The sequence below is a fragment of the Microcoleus sp. MON2_D5 genome, assembly GCF_036701905.1.
In the GTDB taxonomy this organism is placed as follows: domain Bacteria; phylum Cyanobacteriota; class Cyanobacteriia; order Cyanobacteriales; family Microcoleaceae; genus Microcoleus.
This window is the reverse complement of record NZ_JAUBRM010000008.1, coordinates 100,702-119,920: the sequence shown is the minus strand read 5'-3', so window position 1 is coordinate 119,920 and position 19,219 is coordinate 100,702. Positions and strand designations below refer to the sequence as shown.

14 protein-coding genes and 2 pseudogenes are annotated in these 19,219 nt (G+C 43.8%); 11 read left to right on the top strand and 5 right to left on the bottom strand.

Annotated features, from left to right (window positions below; translation table 11 throughout):
- Window positions 1–166 precede the first annotated feature (166 nt).
- Window positions 167–1,171, bottom strand: coding sequence for a PleD family two-component system response regulator (locus QUA47_RS05005; protein ID WP_333429919.1), 1,005 nt, complete (start codon window positions 1,169–1,171; stop codon window positions 167–169).
- 541 nt (window positions 1,172–1,712) lie between these two features.
- Window positions 1,713–1,891 (bottom strand): annotated as a pseudogene (locus QUA47_RS05000) (IS701 family transposase); the annotation flags it as partial.
- Between the two features lie 157 nt (window positions 1,892–2,048).
- Between QUA47_RS05000 and QUA47_RS04995 the strand changes: the two are divergent.
- From QUA47_RS04995 to folP, 5 genes are all read left to right on the top strand, one after another.
- A complete protein-coding gene (locus QUA47_RS04995) occupies window positions 2,049–3,005 on the top strand; it encodes a hypothetical protein (RefSeq protein WP_333429918.1) in 957 nt (318 codons plus the stop codon).
- A gap of 100 nt (window positions 3,006–3,105) precedes the next feature.
- Window positions 3,106–3,291: a PCP reductase family protein gene (locus tag QUA47_RS04990; protein ID WP_006633749.1), complete on the top strand. Its 186-nt coding sequence runs from the start codon at window positions 3,106–3,108 to the stop codon at window positions 3,289–3,291.
- Between the two features lie 75 nt (window positions 3,292–3,366).
- Window positions 3,367–4,092 carry a triose-phosphate isomerase gene (gene tpiA / locus QUA47_RS04985; RefSeq protein ID WP_333217570.1) on the top strand — a complete coding sequence of 242 codons (726 nt, stop codon included), beginning with the start codon at window positions 3,367–3,369 and terminating at the stop codon, window positions 4,090–4,092.
- A 190-nt stretch (window positions 4,093–4,282) separates the two neighbouring features.
- Window positions 4,283–5,221, top strand: a complete 939-nt coding sequence (locus tag QUA47_RS04980; RefSeq protein WP_333217568.1) for a formylglycine-generating enzyme family protein — start codon at window positions 4,283–4,285, stop codon at window positions 5,219–5,221.
- A gap of 108 nt (window positions 5,222–5,329) precedes the next feature.
- Complete coding sequence (folP, locus tag QUA47_RS04975; RefSeq protein WP_333429917.1) at window positions 5,330–6,199, top strand: dihydropteroate synthase; 870 nt, start codon at window positions 5,330–5,332, stop codon at window positions 6,197–6,199.
- Here the strand turns inward: folP and QUA47_RS04970 are convergent.
- Window positions 6,190–7,032, bottom strand: a complete 843-nt coding sequence (locus QUA47_RS04970; RefSeq protein ID WP_333218116.1) for a stomatin-like protein — start codon at window positions 7,030–7,032, stop codon at window positions 6,190–6,192. The genes folP and QUA47_RS04970 overlap by 10 nt on opposite strands.
- A gap of 192 nt (window positions 7,033–7,224) precedes the next feature.
- Here QUA47_RS04970 and QUA47_RS04965 point away from each other — a divergent pair, with 192 nt between their 5' ends.
- Entirely contained in the window at window positions 7,225–7,995 is a 771-nt protein-coding gene (locus QUA47_RS04965; protein ID WP_333429916.1) for a tetratricopeptide repeat protein, read from the top strand.
- 96 nt (window positions 7,996–8,091) lie between these two features.
- On the opposite strand, the gene aroB is transcribed toward QUA47_RS04965, so the two are convergent.
- On the bottom strand, window positions 8,092–9,186 hold the full coding sequence (gene aroB, locus QUA47_RS04960; RefSeq protein ID WP_333429915.1) for a 3-dehydroquinate synthase: 1,095 nt from the start codon (window positions 9,184–9,186) through the stop codon (window positions 8,092–8,094).
- A 77-nt stretch (window positions 9,187–9,263) separates the two neighbouring features.
- Here aroB and petL point away from each other — a divergent pair, with 77 nt between their 5' ends.
- Together petL and QUA47_RS04950 are read left to right on the top strand one after the other, a co-directional pair.
- Complete coding sequence (gene petL / locus QUA47_RS04955) at window positions 9,264–9,365, top strand: cytochrome b6-f complex subunit PetL (RefSeq protein ID WP_006633742.1); 102 nt, start codon at window positions 9,264–9,266, stop codon at window positions 9,363–9,365.
- Window positions 9,366–10,091: 726 nt separating this feature from the next.
- A pseudogene (locus QUA47_RS04950) lies at window positions 10,092–15,552 on the top strand (trifunctional serine/threonine-protein kinase/ATP-binding protein/sensor histidine kinase).
- A 247-nt stretch (window positions 15,553–15,799) separates the two neighbouring features.
- Here QUA47_RS04950 and QUA47_RS04945 read toward each other — a convergent pair.
- Window positions 15,800–15,913 (bottom strand): hypothetical protein, encoded by a 114-nt coding sequence (locus QUA47_RS04945; RefSeq protein WP_333429920.1) that lies wholly within the window; start codon window positions 15,911–15,913, stop codon window positions 15,800–15,802.
- A gap of 263 nt (window positions 15,914–16,176) precedes the next feature.
- On the opposite strand from QUA47_RS04945, the gene QUA47_RS04940 reads away from it, so the two are divergent.
- The 3 genes from QUA47_RS04940 to QUA47_RS04930 all read left to right on the top strand — a co-directional run bounded on the left by QUA47_RS04940 (window position 16,177) and on the right by QUA47_RS04930 (window position 19,216).
- The gene (locus QUA47_RS04940) at window positions 16,177–16,767 is read left to right on the top strand and encodes a chromophore lyase CpcT/CpeT (protein WP_190663621.1); all 591 of its coding nucleotides are present in this window, start codon (window positions 16,177–16,179) and stop codon (window positions 16,765–16,767) included.
- 110 nt (window positions 16,768–16,877) lie between these two features.
- Window positions 16,878–18,026: an NAD-dependent epimerase/dehydratase family protein gene (locus QUA47_RS04935; protein ID WP_015175194.1), complete on the top strand. Its 1,149-nt coding sequence runs from the start codon at window positions 16,878–16,880 to the stop codon at window positions 18,024–18,026.
- A gap of 548 nt (window positions 18,027–18,574) precedes the next feature.
- The gene (locus tag QUA47_RS04930) at window positions 18,575–19,216 is read left to right on the top strand and encodes a DUF4291 domain-containing protein (RefSeq protein ID WP_333429914.1); all 642 of its coding nucleotides are present in this window, start codon (window positions 18,575–18,577) and stop codon (window positions 19,214–19,216) included.
- The last annotated feature ends 3 nt before the right edge of the window (window positions 19,217–19,219 follow it).

Here is a 19,219-nt window from a genome sequence, read left to right as displayed (position 1 = left end):
GCTCAGGAGGTTTTATCGTTTCGGCAAGAATTTTAATATTGTTAATCTTTTATTTCAATTGTTTGCTAAATATAATCTTTTCAATTTTCCTAACTTGAAAAGATTTGATGCCTTTTCACAATTCATATAGGATTGCTATAGTTTTTATTCTTATGATTTAATGAGTTCACTCATTAACTGTATGAGTTTTGGTACAAAAAGTATTACGACCTTGGTCTTTGGCTTGATAAAGTGCTGCATCGGCAGCAGTAATTAAAGTTTCTGGCAGGCTCTGTTGGGTGGGAATCACAGTGGTAATACCGAAGCTGAGCGTAATGCAATGATTCGGAGAACTCTTATGGACTATTGCTAAAGCTTGGATGCTAGCCTGCATTTTTTTAACAATGTGTACGGCTCCCTCAAGCTCTGTGTCGGGCAAAATCACTACAAATTCTTCACCTCCATAACGTGCGACTAAATCTCCAGCTCGATTAATACTGCCATTGAGAGCTGCGGCAACTTGCTGTAAACATACATCCCCTGCTTGGTGTCCATAAGTATCGTTGTAAGGCTTGAAGAAATCGATATCACACAAAATTAGTGACAAAGGAGTTTGCTGCCTCGTCATGCGTCGCCACTCGTGCTCTAGGTGTTCGTCAAACTGACGGCGATTGGCAATCTGAGTCAAACCGTCTATTGAGGCTAGGTATTTTAATTGTCGATTGGCGGCCTCTAGCTGCTTGTAAAGTAGGGTTTGTTGCTGTTGCAAGTGGAATTGCTGAATCAACCGCCGCACTCTCTGTCCCAGAACAGCCCAGTGAATCGGCTTAGTGATATAGTCAGCCGCTCCTGCTGCAAACGCTCGATCTACAGATTCTTTGTCTTCCAAGCTAGTAATCATCAAAATAGGTGGGCGATCGCTCTCAGGCACTTCAGATAATTTTTGACAACAAGCAAAACCATCCATAGTAGGCATCACTGCATCTAGCAGGATCAGGTCTGGATGTACTTCCTCATAAGCTGCTAGCCCTGTCAACCCATCACTAGCTTCCACCACTCGGTATTTTTCCTTCTGTAAATACAGTCGAAGTTGCAAACGAATCAAGGCATCGTCATCCACTATGAGAATTAGAGAGGACGGTTCCGTAGATGGGCTAGTCGAAATGGCTGACTCTTCTAATGATTGATACATACGTCATGGTGTATCTTAAGCTGTGGAAACATTCTAGCCTAGCATATTTTGATCTTGGGAGGGAAAGTGAAATTGTGGCAAATATATCAGAAATAATACACCAGCTAAGTTTCCGCAACAACATCCTAGGCAGCGTCGGGTTTGTTAAACCAACAGCCACAGTCTACTTAAAATTTATCGCTTTTTTTCGGAGATATAAAGTCTGGTAAGCCGCGCTAATTTGTGTAGGTATGTAATTATTTTTGGGGGCGTTAAACAGTTTTTACAACGCCGAGCGAGCTTTGACGGACGATCGCCCGTTATCCCTCGAACGATCGCCCGTTATCCCGCGATCGCCGATGGGATAATATGCTATATTTCTCAACTTAATTCAGGCTTTTTCAGGTGCATCAAATTCCTGCCTCATCTTTGAGCGATCGCCAGCTTTATTTTTGGGGAATACATACATCTGATGGTCACACGATCGCGTATAGCTTCGCCCTTAGTTGAACGTTTGTTCGCACTAGGAAGCTCTGACTGCAAAATGGCGTAAGCTTTGTTAAGAAACATCTACAGCGTTCTGCGCGAGCTGGGATAGGTTTTTTCTCTTTTTTCTCCCAATAATCCCCCCAGATAGTGTCTAAACTCCTGTCTTTGGGCTTGAGTGGGGAACACATCGTCAAAGCGTTGGCACCATCTTTCAAAGCATGGGGGCATGGATGTCCAAACTGTTTCTCTCATCAGATTCCATCAGGAAAGAGACTAGCCTAAAAACCTTACCCTATATATATTAGCTCTATTTATCGCTCATTTTTTGGCTAAAGTCCCGCTATCAAAAACAGAAGCTATACTATAATCACTTGGAAACAATAAGTTAAGTTGATGGAGGTCACTTACTATGGGAGTAGCACTGTCGGATGTTTCTCAAAGCTTTCAAAAAACGAAAGAATTTTTGACAGAAAAAGTCGGAAAAGCAGTTAATTCGGTTTTACAAGCAACCGCAGAAGCTAAATCTTCTCTCTCCGAATCTGCGAATCAGGCAAAAGAAGCTCTCACTCAAACTACGAATTCTGCCGTTAATACTGTTAATCAAGCTACGACGAACAATGCTTTAGGTACTGTAGCGGATAAAACCGAAAAAGCGAGGATTTCTATATCTGAAGTCGCGAATCAAGCCGTTAGTCGCGTCAGTGAAACTACCAACAAAGCTGTTGATGCTGTTTCTCACTCTGCCGCAACTGCTAAAGAAACTATTAATCAAACTACTAACTCGGCCGTCAATACTCTGAATCCAAGCACTAGCAAAGCTTTAGAGAGTGTAACTCAAGCTACAGAAAAGGCTAAGGCTTCATTAGAAGATAGCCTTCAAAAGGCAGGAATTATCAGCGATGCCACTTCCAATGCTCTTCAAAGTGCTATCGATGGTATGTTTAAAAATTGGATGGATTCGCACCCTGTAGTCTTATGGTTGGTGAGTCACCCGCTGATATCTTTAGCAATGTTGCTACTATTTATATTCATTATCTTGGGTTTCTTACAGGCTTTAGGTAACTTTTTTGCAAAAGGATGGTTATTTATTCTGCAAATCCCTTTAAAATTGATGCAAGGGGTTTTGAGTCTCGCCTCTAAATCTGTAAGTAATCTGGGTGGAGTGGTTGTAAACTCATTGGTTTCAAAGAATCCCAAAGACAAAAATAATTCAGCTTTACAATTGAGGGGAGTTGAATCAAACAGTTTGGAGTCTCAGGAACGAATTGCTAATATTTTGACAAGGTTGGAGGCAATTCGACAAGAGCAGAATCAGCTTTTACAAGAAGCCTCGGCTATTTTAAGCAACAAAATTAAGGCAGAGTGAGAAGGTGTGACCCGATCGCAATTCGTGGTAAATTTAATACATCCAGGCTTTCCATCAAAGCCAGATCCATGAAGGCTTGTAGTCGATCGCTCAATACGCCATGCCCGATTCCGAATTTTCCGATGATTTAAAATGGACGCCAGAAGCCAAGGCGAAGCTGAAAAATATTCCCTATTTTGTCCGGGGACAAGCTCGCGTCCGCATCGAGCAGTTGGCCCGCGAAGCCGAAACCGAAGTCGTCACCGTTGACTTAGTTGAGCAAGCTCGCATTGAGTTTGGGCAATAAGGGCTCGAAATGTACGCTAAAGCTTTAAACTATAAGTTGCCTGATTTTGATGTTCACAGAGCTACTGAGTCACCCGTGCGGAAAATAGTTATTGCTGGCAACTGGAAAATGTACAAAACTAGGGCTGAATCCCTAGAGTTTCTTCAAGGATTCATGTCCTGCCTGACCGAAACCCCAGAGGAACGGGAAGTCGTGCTTTGCGTTCCCTTTACCTCCTTGGCTGTCCTCTCGAAAAATTTGCACGGCAGCCGGATCAGACTTGGTGCTCAGAACGTCCACTGGCAAGAGTCAGGAGCTTTTACTGGGGAAATTTCCGGGCCAATGCTCAGTGAACTTGGTGTCCGTTATGTCATCATCGGTCACAGTGAGCGGCGCCAATATTTTGGGGAAACTGACGAAACGGTGAATTTGCGGCTGAAAGCTGCTCAGAAATACGATTTAATTCCGATTCTGTGCGTTGGGGAAACCAAGCAGCAGCGAGATGCAGGCGAAACAGAAGCTCACATTTTTTCTCAATTGGAAAAAGATTTGGTTGGTGTTGACCAAAATAAGTTAGTCATTGCTTACGAGCCGATTTGGGCGATCGGCACTGGCGATACTTGCGAAACGAAGGAAGCTAACCGAGTTATTGGTTTGATTCGCAGTAAATTGACTAATCCAGACGTGCCAATTCAGTACGGCGGCTCTGTTAAACCGGAGAATATTGATGAAGTTATGGCGATGCCTGAGATTGACGGGGTTTTGGTAGGCGGTGCTAGTTTGGAAGCTGCGAGTTTCTCGCGCATTGTCAATTATCAGTAATAGGTAATTGCTAATTGGTAATTGCTAATTGGTGGTTGTACCGGGAGTTTTGATGTTGAGAAATAACAATCTCTACCAGTTACCCGAAAATCTTTCTGTACCAGTTGATGATGGGGCAACTAACCACCTTTTGGGATTGCAACTTCCTTTAATTTAGTTAGAAAGTGTGCTTCCTCCTCACCTAACAGCCATGAAAGAGCTTCATAATGCAGCGCAATGGGCTACGGCAAGCAAGGCTCGACAAGACGAGATTGTCAATGCCCTTGTTTGGCAACTCAATGGCTTTGAAGTGGCTGATGCGAAAACATATACTTCAGAGCAGCCCATCCGTATCTTCTCTATACGCGAAAAAGCAACAGGTATTGTGTTTATCCTGATTCCTGGTGGCACCTTCATGATGGGATTTGATGACACCCAGAAGCAGGCACTGGTCGCGCTTGGCAGACAAGTAATAAAAGACGATGAACAAGATGTAGTAGATATTATTGATGACAGCTTCATCAACAGTAACTTTTGGCATCCTGTTCATCCGGTACACCTTGCTCCCTTTCTCTTGGCGCGTTTTCCCTTGCGCTGGAGCGAAGCCAATGAGTTGATTTCCGTTGACGAGAGCAACTTCTTATACAGAGATTATTTGAACGGGCCGCCCATGCCTAATGCAGAGGTAGCATATCTATCTATCGAGGAAGTAGAAGCCTTGTTACAAGCCTCTGGACACGTTCTTCCCTCAGAATCGCAGTGGGAATATGCTTGCCGTGCAGGAAGTACAACACTGTTTTTCTGGGGGAACGATTTGTCAAACCTTTACTTAGTAGAAAATTTCAACAATAAAGCTGCCAACGATGCCGCCAGCAACCGCTTTGGCTTGGTGAACATGGGATTTCACGGCGACATCTGTGCAGACATTTGGCACGACAACTATGAAGGCGCTCCCTCAGATGGCTCACCTTGGCTTAGTGGGAAGAGTAGTAATGGCGAGCGCGTTGTGCGGGGTGGTGCAGCAGTTGTCTATCCTTGGCAGGGATGCTACGAATGGCTGAGTATGCTTTCTGCCGTTCGCTCTGGCTCCGGTGCTTGCGAAGAACTTGGTGTCAATGTGCGTCTGGCACATCTGCTGCCCATGCTCTAACTGATCGGAATAATAATTTGGATGATGTCAGTGCAAGCTTAAGAGCTCGCTACCCAAATCGCGAGGGGGACGCTCACACTACATAATTCCAATGCCAACGGATTTGATATGACAAATAACCTCAAAAAAATTACAATTAGAAATAAATCTTTCGAGTGGGGAAAACGTACTTATTTAATGGGCGTTTTGAATGTAACCCCTGACAGTTTCAGCGACGGCGGTGATTTCAACACCCTAGAATCGGCTTTAGCACAAGCGGAAAACATGGTAAAATCGGGGGTAGATATTATTGATATTGGCGGTCAATCTACTCGGCCTGGTGCAGTGGAAATATCCTCTTCAGAGGAGATCGATCGCGTTATACCTCTGCTACAAATACTGCGACAAAAAGCCGAGATTTTTGGCTCAGTTCCTATTTCTGTCGATACTACCAGAGCGCAGGTTGCCAAAGCTGCGGTTGAGGCGGGAGCTGATATAATTAACGATATTTCGGGAGCTACTTTTGACTCAGAAATGCTGTCAACCGTTGCTAAGTTAAAAGTGCCAATAATTTTGATGCACATTCGGGGAACTCCCCAGACGATGCAAAAACTCACAGATTATCGGGATTTAATTGGGGAAATTGGGGAATTTTTAGAGAGTCGAATTGCGGCGGCAGTTGCTGCGGGGATTGACAAATCTCAAATAATTCTCGACCCTGGTATTGGCTTTGCCAAGACTTACAGTCAAAACTTAGAAATCCTGCGATATCTGCGAAAATTCCGTGTTTTAAACTGTCCGATTTTAGTCGGAGTATCGCGAAAAAGCTTCATCGGTCACATTTTGAATCAGCCAGAAGCGAAACAAAGAATGTGGGGGACAGCGGCGGCTTGTACAGGTGCGATCGCAAATTCGGCAGATATCTTGCGCGTTCACGATGTCAGAGAAATGCGCGATGTCTCTCAGGTAGCCGACGCCATCTTCCGATATCAGTCTTGAGAAGTTGGAGTATCCATAAGTTTCATTTCCCCGCCGCCGCCAGCTTCCGAAGGGACATCAGGGATAGACTCCATCAAATTGTTGAGGGCCTCTGACATATTTCTCGGGTCCATAAACAGAATTTTGGCATTGTCGCTTTCGCCCAATTTTTGTTGAGCCTCTAAGTATTTTTCGGTTACTAAGTAATTCAAAACTTGCGTGCTATTCGGATGGGAGTCTAAAGCTTCAACTAAGAGCCTCATGTACTCCTTAGTACCGATCGCCTTATTGACCATTGCTTGCCACTCGCTCTTGGTAGCGCGCTCCAATTCCATAGCTTCTTGCACCCTTTTAGGAGGTGTAATGCTTTGAATTTCTACCCGAATTACTTTGACGCCCCACGTTTCAGTAGCTTCGTCCAACTTCTTGAGTAACTTTTTATTCATGTCATCTCGGGAAGCCAAGATGTCTTGCATTGGCAATCGACCAATTTCAGCGCGAAACGTCGTTAAAACTAAGTTGGCGATCGCATTTTCAATTTGATCGATTCCATAATAAGCTTTCTGTAAATTCACCACCCGCCAATACACAACGGCATCGACTTCGAGAGCCACATTATCTCCCGTGATTGCTGACTGAGGTTTAATGTCTAAAACTCTTTCACGGCTTGTGTCCACGCAGACGACTTTTTCGACCAGGGGACTGATAAAGTGGAATCCTGGCTTGAGGGTGCGCTTGTATTGACCCAAACGTTCCACTAAAGCTTCGTCGCCACCACTGACTATTTTGACGCTTGAGTTAACAGCGTAGCCGAGGACGAGCGCAAAGAGCATGGTAAGAATAGACTGCCCCATTTCTATTTTCCTGCTAAGGTTGACTGAGAATCGATCGGAATTCTACTCTAATTTAACTCAAACTCGGTCACACAGTGCTAAAATATCTCGACTGTTAATAACTAACTATTTCATCGGGTGGGCCCTGATCTGCTCCGACTCTTACGGCGCTAGTGAAACCCAGGATATCAACAACACGTTTCCACAAAAGACATGAAAAACGATCGAGAGTTTCGCTTGTTCAAACCTTTGAGGTGGATTGCCCCAAGCATTTTGGTGGGTGCAGGAATCTGGAATGCCACAGCGGCCCAACCGGCACAAGCCGATCCAATCGCCCTGCAACTTTCGCAAAACTTGCAGTCGCAGAACTTGCAGCCACCGCGCCGAGGCCCTGCTGTTCGGGAAGTAATGTCCTACGAAATGAAGGGAGACGAACTCAGGATTTGCAAGCAGGAAGGCAACTCCGAGAAAAAGTGCCAAGTTGTAGGTAAAGGCTACACGGTGGGCTTGAGAACTGCCAACGACCTTTACGGTCAAGGGAATCTTGTCAATGCCGAAGCTTTGTACCGGCAACTAATCGCTCGCTATCCCAAACAAGCGGATGCTTATTACAAGTTGGGAACTATGCTGTCGGGGCAAGGTAAAATGAGCGATGCGATCGTTCAATTCCAAAAAGCAATTGAAGTCAACCCACAGCACGCCAAAGCTCACAACGATTTAGGCGTGGCAATGGCAAGTCAGGGGCAGTTGCCAGAGGCAATTGTTCAGTGGAGACAAGCCGTTAAAATTAACGATCGATATCCCGATGCTTTAAACAATTTAGGAGTCGGTTTGTACCAGCAAGGAGGTCAGGAAAACCAAGCCGAGGCCGTAGCCAGCCTCACAAAAGCTAAGGAGTTATTTATCAAGCAAGGCAGAACTCAAGCCGCTAACAGAGTAGATAAAATTTTGGACGAAATTAATTCGCGGTCGAGCGGTTCCTAAACTCAACCGCCGATCGCACATTGAAAGAAAAAACATCTTTGGCGATCGGCGTTAATCAGCGTTCAGCGGCGGTTAAACAACCCCAAAAACGGGAATCTAAAGCATTTCCTTCAAAACTTGTAAAATCAAATCCCCATCCACCCGATCGCTCACAGCGGCCTCACCCAAGCGCACCGGCAGCACAAACCGCACCTTGCCATCCTGCACCTTTTTATCTAGTTGCAAAGTATGCAAAATTTCCTCAACATCGACATTCGCCGGCAATTTGGCAGGTAAACCCGCTTTTTCAATCAAAGCAGACTGGCGGCGATCGCACTCAGCGTCCCACATTCCCAACTCCACAGCCAATCGGCTTGATGCAGCCATGCCGATTGCCACTCCTTCCCCGTGATTGATCACCTTGTAATTGGTCAAACTTTCCACAGCATGACCGATAGTGTGTCCGTAATTTAAAATCGCCCGCAAACCCGATTCCTTCTCGTCTTTGCTTACCACCTCAGCCTTAGCTTGGCAAGACCTGCTCAAAATTTCAGCCAACCAATCCGCCTTCACATAGCGCATTTGATCCAAACGCTTGCAATTCTCCAACTTTTCAAACAATTCAACATCCCAAATCACCCCGTACTTAATCACTTCCGCCATCGCCGAACGAAACTCCCTCGCCGGCAGAGTTTTGAGTACATCCGGGTCAATTAACACCAAGCGCGGCTGGTGAAAAGCCCCGATTAAATTCTTCCCTAAAGGATGATTTACTCCCGTTTTGCCCCCAATAGAAGCATCAACCATCGCCAGCAGCGAAGTCGGAACCTGCACGACATTAATTCCCCGCAGCCAAGTCGCCGCAGCAAAACCCGTCATATCGCCCACAACCCCGCCGCCCAAAGCCACCATTGTCGAGGAACGTTCTAAACGGTTTGCCAAAGCCGCACCGTAAATTTTCTGCACCGAATTTAAAGTTTTGTACTGTTCTCCCGGTGGTAAAATGCAGCTACTGACTTCCAGACCGGACGATTCGAGGGCTGCTGTTGCTCTTTCGCCGTACTGCCGAAAAATCGACTGATTCGACACCAGCAGAACTTTTTTGCCCAAACTTAGATCGCCCATCATACTGCCGAGTTCGTCTAAACCGCCCGATCGCACGCAAATATTGTAAGATTGTGGCCCCAAGTCAACTTTAATTATGGATTGCATATTTATGTAATTTAGATATTAGATTTTAGATTATAGTTCTTATAGGTCTTTTTATTGATTGTTTTGGAGAAATTGCAATGACTCTTAGCGGAGCAATAACTTATTTTGGGATTTTTGGCGGCATGATCGGCTTGGCAACAGTGCTGATGTTTGGTCTGCGGGCTGTCAAACTCATCTAATTCGCCTGCTTTTTGACTTGGAACTCAGAGATTGAAACCTCTGGTAAAAGTATTGATCGTGCGAAGTCTTTGCGCCCCAAAAATCTCTGATTAAACTTAGAGATTTTGCGCGCAAATGCTTCGGTCGATAGAACGTGAGAGTAAAATTAGCTTAATTAGACTCTTGGCTGACTGACAATTTCTTGACGAACACTAATTAATCTAACCCGAAAGATACTTCTTGGCACACAGCAACAGACCCGAAAAATCTTGGAAAATGAAACGAAAGTAAGGCTGGTAGTTGTTGCGAATCAAAAGAGTAAGACTCCGATAGTCAAATATGTTACTAAATATACCGAAACCTATTCGTTGCAACAAGTTATAGGTTAAAACTCTCACCCTGGCATCTGAATTAATTGGAAGATGCAACTATGTTTGCTATAATACAGCGATCGCTCAAATTAAATAACAACAAAGCTACCCTACCAGGAAGTCAAACCAGAGTAGGTACGGGGAGTAGTCGCCAGTTTATCCATCCTCAGCCACCGTCGCGTAAGTTCTGTTTAAATATCTGCACCTACTTACACCAGGTCACAACTATTGCAAAACGGGCATTTTAACAAGCGCTCTGATAATATTTGGCAAGTAATTAGCTACGATCGAGCTTTTTTAGAAATTTATCCCAAACCAGTAAATCCTGATACTTGGGCAGCAATACAAAATAACTTAAGATTAGCTTAAAAAATTATGAATGCGATCGCCAACTTACCAGATTATCAAATCACAGAGCAATTATACACAGGTACGCGCACCCTTGTCTATCGAGGCATCCGTACCAGTGACCAACAACCCGTCGTCATCAAATTACTGCGAAATGAATACCCAAACTTTAACGAACTCGTTCAATTTCGCAACCAATATACCATTGCCAAAAATCTAGACTTTCCTAGTATTATCAAACCATTAACCCTAGAAGTATATGGCAATGGCTATGCCTTAGTCATGGAAGACTTTGGTGGATTTTCCCTATCTGATTATCTCCAAACAGCCACGGCTAAAAATTCCCAATATCAATATTTACCTTTAGGTGAATTTCTCAGGATATCTATTAAAATAACAGAAATTCTGCACTATTTATACCAAAATAGAGTCATACACAAAGACATAAAACCCGCTAATATCCTGATTGATTCCGCAACGGGAAAAATTAAATTAATTGATTTTAGTATTGCTTCTCTCCTACCAAGAGAAACCCAAGACATTCAGAATACTAATGATTTAGAAGGCACCTTAGCCTATCTTTCTCCTGAACAAACGGGTCGAATGAATCGAGGCATAGATTATCGTAGTGACTTTTATTCTCTGGGAAGGACATTGTATGAATTATTGACAGGAATATTACCATTTAGATCGGAGGATGTAATGGAATTGGTACATTGCCACCTGGCGAAACAGCCGATACCCATCCATCAAATTTATTCAGAAATTCCCATAGTTTTGTCAGAAATTGTCAGTAAGCTGATCGCAAAAAATGCCGAAAATCGTTATCAGAGTGCCTTGGGAATTAAGCACGATTTAGAAATCTGTCTAGCTCAACTACAAACTACAGGCACAATAGAACCTTTTGAAATAGGAAAGCGAGATATTAGCGATCGCTTCCTAATTCCTGAAAAACTCTACGGCAGAGAAGCGGAAGTTAATCAACTATTAAATGCCTTCGATCGGGTCGCAAACGGCACAACAGAAATGATGCTAGTTGCGGGTTTTTCTGGTATTGGAAAAACCGCCGTTGTTAATGAAGTACATAAACCAATTGTTCGTCAACGCGGCTATTTTGTTAAAGGCAAATACGACCAATTTCAACGAAATATTCCCTTTTCAGCATTTGTGCAAGCTTTTCGCAATTTAATAGGGCAACTCTTATCAGAATCAGATGAACAATTACAAACATGGAAAACCAATATTCTCGAAGCAGTGGGAGACAACGGACAAGTATTAATTGACGTAATTCCTGAGTTAGAAAACATCATCGGTAAACAGCCACCAGCCATAGAATTATCAGGAACTGCCGCTCAAAATCGCTTTAATTTACTCTTTAAAAAATTTGTGCAAGTCTTCACCAGCAAAGAACATCCCTTAGTGATATTTTTAGATGACTTGCAATGGGCTGATTCTGCAGCACTGAATTTGCTCTCATTATTGATGCAACAAGATACAGGACATCTATTAATATTAGGCGCTTATCGAGATAATGAAGTGTCACCAGTACATCCATTTATCTTAACCGTAGATGAACTGCTCAAAACTGGGGCAACGGTAAATACGATTACATTACCACCGTTAAGAGAATCGGATATTAATCGATTGGTAGCAGATACGCTAAATTGCGAACTATCTCTTGCCCAGCCTTTGACAAAATTAGTCTATCAAAAAACCAAGGGAAATCCTTTCTTTGCAACTCAGTTCCTCAAAGCTTTACACGATGACAAGTTAATTACCTTTAATTGGGAGAGCCAGCATTGGCAGTGCGATATTTCCCAAATCAAAGCCTTGGCAATTACTGATGATGTTGTTGAATTCATGGCGTTGCAATTGCAGAAATTACCAATTCCAACTCAGGATGTCTTAAAGTGGGCTGCTTGTATTGGGGGCGCAGTTTGATTTGCATACTTTGGCAATAGTTTCACAAGAATCGGAAATAGAGACGGCAACTGTCTTGTGGAGAGCATTGCAGGAGGGTTTTATTTTACCGATTAGTAATGTTTATAAGTTTTATCAGATTGAAGGCACTGATAACTTAAGCTCAGAAGATGAAAATGCTAATAAACAAAATGCTAGATACAGATTTTTGCACGATCGCGTTCAACAAGCCGGCTATTCCCTCATTCCAAAAGACCAAAAACAGGCAACTCATCTCAAAATAGGTCAACTGCTCCAACAGAACTTATCAGAGATAGAAAAGGAGGAAAAGCTATTTGATATTGTCGGGCATTTGAATTTAGGAATTGGGTTAATTACTCAAGCGGGAGAACGGGAAGCCTTAGCCCGACGGAACTTAGCAGCCGCACAGAAAGCTAGAAATTCTACAGCCTATTCAGCCGCCAGAGGTTTCGTGAAAACAGCGCTCTCGTTGCTCGCGGAAAACTGTTGGCAAACTCAGTACGAATTAACCCTGAATCTTTATGTAGCTGCGGCGGAAACTGCCTACTTGAATGCCGATTTTGATGGCATGGAAGAAATGGCCGATATAGTTTTGCGATCGGCTCAAACTATACTAGACAAAGTAAAGATATTTGAGATTCAAATTAACGCACTGACAACTCAGAGTAAGGTATTAGAAGCGATCGCTGTCGGCAAAAATGTTCTGACACAATTAGGGGTTGAGTTCTCATCTGAACCTGACGAAGCCTTGACTGACAAAGCACTACAAACCCTTGCTAAGCAACTCGAAGGTAAAGAGATTTCAGAATTAGTTAGCCTTCCTCTGATGAGCAATCCTCATACAATTGCGGTTATGCAACTGTTAGCCATGTTGTTTACGCCCATTTTTCAAGGAAACCCTGCCTTGCTGCCTCTGCTTTCCTCCACAATGGTCAGTCTATCACTCCAATTTGGAAATACACCCGCATCAACTATCGGGTATGCAGGTTATGGCATGGTGCTGTCTGCTTTTTTGGGACAGGTAGAAAAAGGTTATTCCTTTGCGCGAGTGGCACTGAGTTTACTCGATCGGTTAAATGTGAGGCAATCCAAATCTTTAACTTTAGCTTTATTTGGCCTTTTTCTCCAGCATCGTAAAAAAGCAGTGAGGGCAACAATCCCTACTTTCAAAGAGGGCTATCTTGCTGGAATGGAAACTGGTGATTTTTTAAATGCTGGCTACAACATAGTTAATTATTTTAACAATAATTTATTTGCTGGAGTTGACCTGGAAGATTGGGAACCAGATATACAAAATTACTGTGCTGTCTTAGCGGCTATAAAGCAAGATTCTCCTCTAACTTACGTGAAGATGGTACGGCAGACGGTACAGAAATTGAGGGAAATTGTCGAGCAACCGGATTTATTAAGCGGCACTGCCTACGATGAAAAGCTGATGCTTTATAAGCACCAGCAGGATAACGAGCTTACTGTACTCGCTTTTGCCTATATCTATAAACTGATGCTTGCTTATTTCTTTGGAAACTACGCCCTCGCCCTAGACTACCTTACCCAAGCTAACTCCTATTTGATGGGAGTAGTAGGAATGATTAATACTCTAGTTTTCCATTTCTATGCTGGGTTAACCTACTTGGGTCTATTATCTATGCAATCGGAAATTGAGCAAGCTAACACTCTCGCTCTGGTGGAAACCCATCAAAATATTCTAGCTCAATGGGCGCACCATGCTCCCATGAATTGCCAACATAAAGTTGACTTGGTAGAGGCAGAAAAAGGCCGGGTTTTAGGCAAGAATTATGAAGCAGGAGATTTGTACGATCGCGCAATTGCCGGAGCCAAGAAAAACGAATATATCCAAGAAGAAGCCTTAGCTAATGAACTAGCAGCTAAATTTTATCTGGACTGGGGCAAAGAAAAAGTTGCTTCTGGGTATATGCAGGAAGCATACTACTGTTACTCTCGATGGGGCGCAAAGGCGAAAGTCGCCTATTTAGAACAACACTATCCTCAACTACTAGGGGCTATTCTACAACCGACTAAACCAGCTATGGCATCTGGAGGAACGATATCTCCTACCTTAATGAGAAGCGTAACTAGCAGCAGTAGCAGCAGCTTGGATTTATGGTTGGATTTTCCAGCAGTAATGAAAGCCGCACAGGCTATTTCACAGGAAATTGAATTAGAGAAACTGTTAGCCACTTTGATGCAAATTGCGATCGCCCATGCGGGAGCGCAAACTGGAATTTTAATTATTCCTCAACAGGAAAACTGGTTAGTAGTTGCTAAAGCCAATCAAAACCATATAGACAACTGGCAAATTGCTTTGGCTGAATGTCAAGAATTACCCCAAAGTTTGATTTATTCTGTAGCCCGAAGTCACAAAACAGCGGTTTTTGATAACTTGAGTGTTTCCACCCAATTTGCAGGCGATCGCTACATCATCACCCAGCAGCCTAAATCAGTTTTATGTATTCCAATTAGCAAGCAGGGAAAATCGATCGCGATTTTGTATTTGGAAAATAATCTAACAGTGGGAGCATTTACTAGCGATCGCGTCGAAACTCTCCAAATTCTTACTGCCCAAGCTGCTATCTCCATTGAAAATGCACGTTTGTATCAACAAGTAGAGAAATATTCTCAGACTTTGGAAGCGGAAGTAGAGCGAAAAACTCAACAGTTAAGCCAAAAAGCTTCCGTTCTAGAGCAAACATTGAAAAATTTACAACAAACCCAAGCACAATTAATTCAAAGTGAAAAAATGTCAGCCCTCGGTCAATTGGTAGCGGGAATAGCGCACGAAATTAACAATCCAGTTACTTTTATTCATAGTAATCTTGAGCCTACAGAAAATTATGTTAAAGATTTGCTGAGCTTGCTAGAGCTTTATCAGCAAGAATATCCTGAAAACAATTCAGTAATTAAAGCAAAAATTGAAGAAATTGATCTTGAATTCATCGGAGAAGATTTAAATAACATTCTGCAATCAATGAAAGCAGGCAGCGAACGGATCAAGCAAATTATCTTGAGTTTGCGGAATTTTTCGCGCTTAGATGAATCCGACATGAAAGCGGTAGATTTACACACCGGAATTGAAAGCACTTTACTAATTTTACAAAACCGCTTCCAAGAAAGTGATAATCAACCCAAAATAGAAGTTATTAAAGAGTATGGTAACCTTCCTGATGTCACCTGTTATGCGAGTGAGATGAATCAAGTATTTATGAGTATTATCATTAATGCTATTGATGCTCTCAAGCAAGTTAGTAAAATTAACAAAAATCCTTTCATTCGGATTCGGACTGAAGTTATAGAGAATGAGCAAGTAAGAATTGCGATCGCTGATAATGGTAGTGGGATTCCCGCCCATATTCAAGAACGCATATTCGAGCCATTTTTTACAACTAAACCTGTGGGAAGTGGCACAGGTTTAGGTTTATCTGTAAGCTATGCTATTATCAAAAAACATGGGGGTACATTAACCTGTGATTCGACCGTGAGCAGCGGAACAATTTTTGTAATTGAGATTCCGATAAACTATCTGGTATAACTTGAGGTAGAGAGGGACTCAAATATTGATGTCAAGAGGAAACTAGAATTGGCTTAAAAATGCACGGGGGGATTGTCGTAATTGGGAAACGGACGCTCGCATTGGGGACACCGAGTGGTAAAAAAAGGGTAAGTATCCAGCAATTCCAATTGTTCCTCTCACCTCCACAATCAAAAAATTTGGGTTAGAGTTCGTCGAGCGCAAAAATCAAGATTAGATATTCAAGGCGGCTAGATTAATGGCGTACTTATCGTCGCCGTTGCTTCATCTGTTTGTAAGGATAGCAGTCAATTACGCCATATATCATGTAACTCCCTTTGGAATCAGAGTCCAGCAGTTCTAGATAGACATGATTCGGCACTTCAAAATATATATAGGTTTTGCCACTATTGAAAACACCTCCCAATTAGAAGTTGTTTCGTCCTGACCCAGAGCTTTGATTGTACTAGATTCTACTGCTTGTAGTTTGATTAATTTGCTGATAATTGAGCGCACCTGAAAAAAACAGCATACCCAAATCCCGGACTTTTTAAAGAAGTCGGGACTCTAAAGCCCGATCGCACCTGAATTTCCCCTAAAATAATTTCTACTCCCTCAATCCAAAATCTAAAATCTAAAATCGAAATGACTCATTCCACCGATATCGTCACCCTCGCCCGCTGGATGGCCGCCGACTTCAGCAACCAAGCCCAAGCCTTTGAAAACCCGCCATTCTTCGCCCACATCCGCGTCTGCATGAGGCCTTTGCCCGTCGAACTTCTGGATGGGATCAGCTTGTACCTAGAACAAGCTTACGATATTGAACTGAATGTACCGTACCGAGTCCGAGTTTTGAAATTAGTCCCGGTGGACGATCGCATCGAGATCGAAAATTATGCCATAGAAAACGAAGAACAATTCTACGGCGCTTCCCGCGACCCGCAACGGCTGCAAGAAATCAAAAAAGCACAACTGACACTGCTTCCCGGCTGCACCTTTATTACGCAGTGGACGGGGCACAGCTTCAAAGGGTCTGTCGAACCCGGAAAAGGCTGCATGGTGGTCAGAAAGGGCAAAAAAACCTATCTAGACAGCGAATTCGAGATAGACCAAGACAAATTTATTAGCCACGATCGCGGACGTGACCCAGAAACCGACGCCCACGTCTGGGGAGCCCAGGCCGGCCCCTTTGAATTCACCCGCCGGGCCAGTTTCGCCGACGAAATTCCGGTTTAATCCAAAAAAACAGAGTACTTCCTGGGCGAACACGCTTGATTAAAGGTTCAGAATGCACCAATACCTGGTACATTAACCCAGTATTGGCAAGCAAGATTCACCGTTGATTTATGAAAGTCCTGGTTATTGGTGGCGATGGCTATTGCGGTTGGGCAACCGCACTCTACCTTTCTAACAAAGGTTACGAAGTTGGCATCCTCGACAGCTTCGTGCGGCGGCACTGGGATCTGGAACTGTGCAGCGACACCCTCACTCCCATCGCACCGATTCAGCAACGACTCCAGCGATGGCAAGATTTAACGGGCAAGTCGATCGACTTGTTCGTCGGTGACATCACCAACTACGATTTTCTCAGCAAAAGCATGAGAAAATTTGCACCAGAGGCGATCGTCCATTTCGGCGAACAGCGTTCCGCCCCCTTCTCGATGATCGATCGCGAACACGCAGTCCTCACTCAAGTCAATAACGTCGTCGGGACACTCAACCTGCTGTACGCCATCCGCGAAGACTTCCCCGACTGTCACCTAGTGAAATTGGGGACAATGGGCGAATACGGCACCCCGAATATTGACATTGAAGAAGGCTACATCACGATCGAACACAACGGCCGCAAGGATACACTACCCTATCCCAAACAACCAGGCAGTTTCTACCACCTGTCAAAAGTCCACGACTCCCACAACATCCATTTTGCTTGCAAAATCTGGGGTTTAAGAGCCACCGACTTAAATCAGGGCGTAGTCTACGGCGTGCTCACAGATGAAACTGGCATGGACGAACTGTTGATCAACCGTTTGGACTACGACGGAGTATTCGGGACAGCGTTGAACAGATTTTGCATCCAAGCTGCGATCGGTCATCCTCTGACAGTTTACGGAACTGGCGGACAAACCCGCAGCTTCTTAGACATTCGGGATACCGTGCGGTGCGTGGAATTGGCGATCGCCAACCCCGCCGAAGCCGGACAATTCCGCGTCTTCAACCAATTCACCGAACAATTCAGCGTCGGCGACTTAGCCTCCTTGGTGCAAAAAGCAGGCATGGCAATGGGATTAAAAGTAGAAATCAACAACATCGAAAATCCCAGAGTCGAGAAAGAAGAACATTATTTCAATGCCAAAAACACCAATTTGCTAGACCTCGGTTTGCAACCGCACTATCTCTCAGATTCCCTGCTCGATTCTCTGCTGAATTTTGCTACAAAATATCAGCACCGTGTCGATAAAAACCAGATTTTGCCGAAAGTTTCTTGGAAGTAAGTTCTGGTATCTACCTGCGGGGTAAGAGAGTTTTTAACGAACCGCGAAGGCGCGAAGGGCGCGAAGTAAGAGAAAAGAAGGGAAGAGAGGAGAAGGGTTCGCAAGTTCTGAATCGATTTCGCTGTATATTAAGATGAGCTATCTTTTTTATCTTTTGCTCTGTGTCCTCTGTGTCCTCTGCGGTTAATTAAAAAATTCCATAAGGTTTTTAATGCTGGCTTTTTGGCAATAAATGCCGTGGAAAGTCGAACGATCATTCTGTTGCTTTTGGTTATTATGCCCGGATTTTGGGTTCATGCAGTTTGTGCTTATTATTTAATACCGGAAATGGGCTGCACTAACGGCGAGTCATCAAAATTACCGCGCCCGTTAGCGAACCCCCATCTGCCACTGGAACAGAAATATCAATTGCCATAACAGCACAGGAAATTCACAGAATTAATTGCTTTGCCGAAGGTGTGGGATTGCTTTTAGGTGGGATAGTTGTATCGATCGGAATTCACGGAGTTTGTATGTTGCCCCCAGAAACATCACGAGAGTAATTAGTTGTGGTGAAGCTGCTAACAGAACCCTACTTAAACCAGGCAAGTAAATGGCCGAAAACAGGTCGTCACATTCTGGCACAATTTGATGAACATACGGTCGTAGTGTACCAAGCCTACCGTCCGGCGATCGGTCATTTTGCAGCGGAAAATGGTTATTTCGGCGGGGAATTCAGCCTGAATCGTATGAGTTGGATTAAGCCAAATTTTCTATGGATGATGTATCGATCGGCATGGGGTACTTCATCGGGTCAAGAAGTAATTCTTGCTATTTGGCTAAAGCGCTCGGCGTGGGACGAAATTTTAGCATCTGCTGTCCATTCTAATTTCGTTCCAGCAGTGTATGGAAGCGAAAAAGAATGGCAACAAGCTGTTAAAAATTCGGCTGTACGGCTGCAATGGGACCCGGATCATCACCCAAATGGATCGAAAATGGATCGGCGGGCAATTCAACTCGGTTTGCGCGGCAGTGTTTTAGCTAGTTACGCGCGAGAATGGATTGTGAAAATTGAGGATATTTCCCAATTCGTGCAGCAACAGCGTCAATATAACGGAGGCGATAGCACGCAATTACTGACTCCTTGTGAGACAGTGTATCCTGTCATCGACCCCGACATCTTCCAGAGGCTAGGATTATCGGCTCCCTAAGTA

Bases quoted from the DNA above. Each gene is read 5' to 3' on its own strand.
- QUA47_RS05005 (WP_333429919.1), bottom strand. From the start codon at position 1,171: ATGTATCAATCATTAGAAGAGTCAGCCATTTCGACTAGCCCATCTACG.
- QUA47_RS04995 (WP_333429918.1), top strand. From the start codon at position 2,049: ATGGGAGTAGCACTGTCGGATGTTTCTCAAAGCTTTCAAAAAACGAAA.
- QUA47_RS04990 (WP_006633749.1), top strand. From the start codon at position 3,106: ATGCCCGATTCCGAATTTTCCGATGATTTAAAATGGACGCCAGAAGCC.
- QUA47_RS04980 (WP_333217568.1), top strand. From the start codon at position 4,283: ATGAAAGAGCTTCATAATGCAGCGCAATGGGCTACGGCAAGCAAGGCT.
- folP (WP_333429917.1), top strand. From the start codon at position 5,330: ATGACAAATAACCTCAAAAAAATTACAATTAGAAATAAATCTTTCGAG.
- QUA47_RS04970 (WP_333218116.1), bottom strand. From the start codon at position 7,032: ATGGGGCAGTCTATTCTTACCATGCTCTTTGCGCTCGTCCTCGGCTAC.
- QUA47_RS04965 (WP_333429916.1), top strand. From the start codon at position 7,225: ATGAAAAACGATCGAGAGTTTCGCTTGTTCAAACCTTTGAGGTGGATT.
- aroB (WP_333429915.1), bottom strand. From the start codon at position 9,186: ATGCAATCCATAATTAAAGTTGACTTGGGGCCACAATCTTACAATATT.
- petL (WP_006633742.1), top strand. From the start codon at position 9,264: ATGACTCTTAGCGGAGCAATAACTTATTTTGGGATTTTTGGCGGCATG.
- QUA47_RS04940 (WP_190663621.1), top strand. From the start codon at position 16,177: ATGACTCATTCCACCGATATCGTCACCCTCGCCCGCTGGATGGCCGCC.
- QUA47_RS04935 (WP_015175194.1), top strand. From the start codon at position 16,878: ATGAAAGTCCTGGTTATTGGTGGCGATGGCTATTGCGGTTGGGCAACC.